Origin of the sequence: Tahibacter caeni, from assembly GCF_024609805.1 — a bacterium.
Taxonomy (GTDB): domain Bacteria; phylum Pseudomonadota; class Gammaproteobacteria; order Xanthomonadales; family Rhodanobacteraceae; genus Tahibacter; species Tahibacter caeni.
The window spans coordinates 1-3,902 of record NZ_JANFVR010000394.1; the positions used below are offsets into that span (position 1 = coordinate 1).

The following is a 3,902-nucleotide window of genomic DNA, read 5'->3' on the forward strand; positions in this document are numbered from 1 at the left end:
GCGCCGTGTCGGAGGCCGTGCCGACGAGCCGCCACAGGGTCGCGGCAAGGCTCGCGGCAGAACCCTCGGCCGCGACGATGCCGGCCTGCGCATCCGCGTCCGTCCGCGGCGCGCCGAACGCGACCGCCGGCACGCCGCGCCGGCGCGCGATGTCGAGCACGTGCCGGCCGTAGCCGTCGTCGGCATTGAGCACGACGAGATCGCAGCGCGTGCCGTCCCAGGCGCCGACGCGCGCCTCCCCGCCGTGGGCGGCCAGCAGTTGCGCGGCGATGCGCACGCGCTGCTCCTCCAGCTCGGTCAGCGCCGCGGTCCGGAGGTCAAGCCGCACGAGGTCGGCTCCGGCGGCGCGGCAGGACGGACGATGTCATTCGCCGAGCGGCCGTACAGCGGACATCATGAAAAATCGACGGATTTTTCAAACGTGCGCAGTTCGTGGCGCGCCATCGCCAGGTTCGACTTGACCCGGTCCAGCACGACGTAGAGGAACAGCTTCTGGTTGGACTCCAGCGGCCGCAGCAGATGGTACTGCTTGGTCAGGCTGATCAGGATGTCCTCGATCGTGTCGTTGAGCTTCAGCGCCGCGGCGACCTTGCGCTTGGCCTTGATGACTTCGGTGTTGCCGGCCGCGGCGAGTTCGAGGCTGATGCCGGTGCCGTCGCCCGACAGCAGCATGCCGCTCTCGCTGTCGACGAGCGCGGACGCGATGTAGCCGTCGATGGAACGCAGGGGTTCGAGACTGATCTTTGCCATTACGGATTTCCTAGCGGTTGGGTGGAAGGGGCTGCCGGCCGCGGCGCGGCCGGCGTCGAGGAACTAGCGCCGGTCCAGCTGCTGGGCCAGCGCGGCGACGGTGTCGAGGGTGCGGCGCAGCAGCAGCGCGAGGACGCGGTCGTCGTCGGCGCAGGCCGACAGCGCATAGGCCGGCAGCCGCGTCGGCACGCGCGCGATGACGATGACGCCGTCGCTGGAGGCCAGCGTCACGTAGCTGCTGCGCCCGCTCGTCGTCTCCCAGGCCAGAGTTTCGCTGAGCGCGAGGAACGAACTGGTCATGGCTGCCACGCGCGGCGCGCCGGCCGCCGTCAGCGCGCCGGCCACCGCGGCGGAGCGGCCGTCCAGGGTGGACAGGCTGACGAAGCGGCAACTCGGCACGGTGATCAAGAGACGCGAGAGCAGGCCGTCGGCGCAGGCGCGCACGCGATCCCGCTCGCTGTCCGGCAATGCGCTCGCCGACGCCGGTCCGCAGACCGGCCCTGCTCCGTTGAGCATGCGACCTTCCCCCTGCCACGGTATTTCCTGGTCCCCGTCCGATAGTCGAGCGCGCAACCGGCGGCATCGCCGGAAGCATCATCGCGAAACGTCGGGTGACGCGTCATTGCGCGTCGGACGGCCGCGAGGTTAGTGCGGGCGACAGGACTTCCGCATAGGTAAATTCCCTAGGTCGGCCGGCCCGGAAGAACGCTGTCGCCAGCCGCGCGTTCGCCGGCAACCCGCCCCACCGGATTGGGCCGTAACACCGGTAATCGCACGAATATCCGCGACGGTCCGGCGCGTGCGGCATGGACCGGAATCCGTTGCGGCGCGCGGACTCGGCCTGCCGCCGGGGCTCGCCGGCGCGTTCGTCTCGGCGAGCGATCGGCCGCCGTGCAGGCACGCCGCGCTGCGGAAACGGACGAGTGCTTCCGCCCGGCGTTCCGCAGAAAAAACCGCCCGGGCCATCCGAACACGGATCGCCCGACGTCACGTTTTTTTACACCGCTCTAGAGCGGATCGCGCCGGCGCAGGCCGCCGCGCAGCGGCGGCTGCGCAGCGTCGACGATCTCGCCGCGGCACCAGCTCGCCGCGACGACGTTGAGCTCGCGCACCGAATCCATGCCGAGCTTGTACTTGATGGTCTCGCGATGCGCTTCGACGGTCTTCGCGCTGAGGCCGAGCGCGACGGCGATGTCGGCCGTGCGCTGCCCGCTGCCGATGCGCACGAACACCTCGCGCTCGCGTTCGCTGAGATCCAGCGGCGGCGGCACGAGGGTGCGGCGCGCGGTGCAGGCGCTGCACTGGGCACTGTCCGGCGACGCCTGGCGCTGTGCGCAGGCCGAGACTTCGTCGACGAGCGGAAGATAGTGCCGGCGCCGCGCGGTCCAGCTGATGAAACCGCAGGCCACGTCGCGCTCGGCGCCGGGCACGACGCCGAGATGGGCGTTGCGGCCGAGCAGAAGCAGGCGTGCGCGCCATACCGGCGTCCGCGCGAGCCCGATGAGCGCGCCGGCCATGGCCGAGTCGAGCAGCACCACGGCGGGATCGAAACGCGTGATCGCGCGCAGCCCGTCGACGGGCGTATGCGCGACCGCGGCCACGTGCAGATGACGCCGCGTGCTCAGCGCGACGACGAAGCCCATCGCGACGAGTTCGCTGTCGACCAGTACGACGACGCCTGTAGTTCGCTGCCGCATGTTCCCCACGCCCCTGCCGTGTCCATGTCCGGCTGCAGTTCCGCAGTCCGAAACCATCGGCATCAGCCGCCCCATGCGTTACGGTAGCCAAGGCATATGACGACTTACTTGGCAGATTTCCATGCCTCGAGGGCCTTAAACGACAAATCTTGGCGACCATGGTCGTGTCTGTGCTAACGATCACGGCAACGGCCGCCCCGCCGCGTGTTCCGATCCGTCCTGCGGCATCGGCGACACGGGCCGTGGGCGCGGCGGTCACGATGAGTCCGCGGGCCCGATGGGCCGGCACCGTGCACTCCCGGGAGAACGAATGGCCAGCGATACCAGCGGAGGCGTGCAGGTCCTCGAAGCCTGCAACGCCGAACTCAACGCGTTGCTCGGGCGGCTGCCGGCGCTGCGCTTCGCGAGCCTGTCGACCGTCGACGGCCGCGCGGTCCTCGCGGCCGGCGTATTGACCGATACGGCCGTGGAGCGCATCGCCGCGGTCAGCAGTTCGCTGCTCGCGCTCGGCGAAACGTTCGCGCGCGAAACCGCCGGGTCGACCTACCGCCATACGACGATCACGGCCGACGACGGCCTCATCGTCGTCGCACGCGTGCCGAGCAGCCGCCAGCGCCTGGCCCTCGCGGTCGGCTGCGATCACGGCGGCAATCTCGCGCTGCTGCTCGGCTGTGCACTGGACTCCGCGGCGACGTTGACGCGCATCGTCGATCGCGTAGACGCATGACGGCCCCCTCGTCCGGCGCCGCCGGTACTTCTTTCGCTTCCTTGCCGCGGAATCCATCGCCGTGAACAGCCTCGCCGTCGCCACGACGACCAAACTCGTATTCGCCGGCCCGCTCGGTGCGGGCAAGACCACGGCCATCGCGGCGATCGCCGACGTGCCGCCGGTATCGACCGAAATGCCGCTGGCCACGGGCGCCGTCGGCGACAAGGTCAGCACGACCGTGGCCTTCGATTTCGCGAGCGTGCGCCTGGATGGCGACACCACGCTGTTCCTCTACGGCCTGCCGGGCCAGGAGCATTTCGCCTTCATGCGCCCGCTCGTGCTCGAGGGCGCGCTCGGCGTCGTGCTCGTGCTCAGCGGCGCCGACGGCGACACGGTCGCGCAGTGCCGCTACTGGATTCGCGCGCTGGCCGAGATCGATGCGACATTGCCGCTCGTGATCGGCATCACCCAGACCGACCGCAATCCGGATTTCGATCTCGCCGCGCTGCGCCGGCTGCTGCGCGACGAAGGCGTCGCCGCGCCGCTGTTCACGTTCGACGCGCGCGACCGCGAGCAGGCCGCGCAGCTCGTCCGCGCGCTGCTGCTGTTGCTGGACTGAGCCGGCGCGGGCGCCGGCCGACGCCGCCGGAAACCGGTTCAGTCGTCCAGGCGGACCGGCGCGGCGCGCAGCGCCTGCAGCCGCGTGCGCGCGATCCGGCGCAGGGTCCGGCGCAGGGCCGGCGCGA

At 70.7% G+C, this 3,902-nt stretch carries 6 protein-coding genes; 2 read left to right on the forward strand and 4 right to left on the reverse strand.

What is annotated here, in order from left to right:
* From NON22_RS21390 to NON22_RS21405, 4 genes are all read right to left on the reverse strand, one after another.
* On the reverse strand, positions 1-328 hold a 328-nt coding region (locus tag NON22_RS21390; RefSeq protein WP_257389018.1), incomplete at its 3' end, for a hypothetical protein.
* 65 nt (positions 329-393) lie between these two features.
* Positions 394-750, reverse strand: coding sequence for a roadblock/LC7 domain-containing protein (locus NON22_RS21395; protein WP_257389019.1), 357 nt, complete (start codon positions 748-750; stop codon positions 394-396).
* Between the two features lie 63 nt (positions 751-813).
* Positions 814-1,266: a roadblock/LC7 domain-containing protein gene (locus NON22_RS21400; protein WP_257389020.1), complete on the reverse strand. Its 453-nt coding sequence runs from the start codon at positions 1,264-1,266 to the stop codon at positions 814-816.
* Positions 1,267-1,757: 491 nt separating this feature from the next.
* Positions 1,758-2,447, reverse strand: coding sequence for a response regulator transcription factor (locus NON22_RS21405; RefSeq protein WP_257389021.1), 690 nt, complete (start codon positions 2,445-2,447; stop codon positions 1,758-1,760).
* A 310-nt stretch (positions 2,448-2,757) separates the two neighbouring features.
* Here NON22_RS21405 and NON22_RS21410 point away from each other — a divergent pair, with 310 nt between their 5' ends.
* A complete protein-coding gene (locus tag NON22_RS21410; protein ID WP_257389022.1) occupies positions 2,758-3,174 on the forward strand; it encodes a roadblock/LC7 domain-containing protein in 417 nt (138 codons plus the stop codon).
* A gap of 61 nt (positions 3,175-3,235) precedes the next feature.
* Entirely contained in the window at positions 3,236-3,775 is a 540-nt protein-coding gene (locus NON22_RS21415) for a GTP-binding protein (RefSeq protein ID WP_257389024.1), read from the forward strand.
* The last annotated feature ends 127 nt before the right edge of the window (positions 3,776-3,902 follow it).

What these genes read in the sequence shown, in the direction of transcription:
- NON22_RS21410 (WP_257389022.1), top strand. Translation starts at nt 2,758, where the DNA reads ATGGCCAGCGATACCAGCGGAGGCGTGCAGGTCCTCGAAGCCTGCAAC.
- NON22_RS21395 (WP_257389019.1), bottom strand. Translation starts at nt 750, where the DNA reads ATGGCAAAGATCAGTCTCGAACCCCTGCGTTCCATCGACGGCTACATC.
- NON22_RS21405 (WP_257389021.1), bottom strand. Translation starts at nt 2,447, where the DNA reads ATGCGGCAGCGAACTACAGGCGTCGTCGTACTGGTCGACAGCGAACTC.
- NON22_RS21400 (WP_257389020.1), bottom strand. Translation starts at nt 1,266, where the DNA reads ATGCTCAACGGAGCAGGGCCGGTCTGCGGACCGGCGTCGGCGAGCGCA.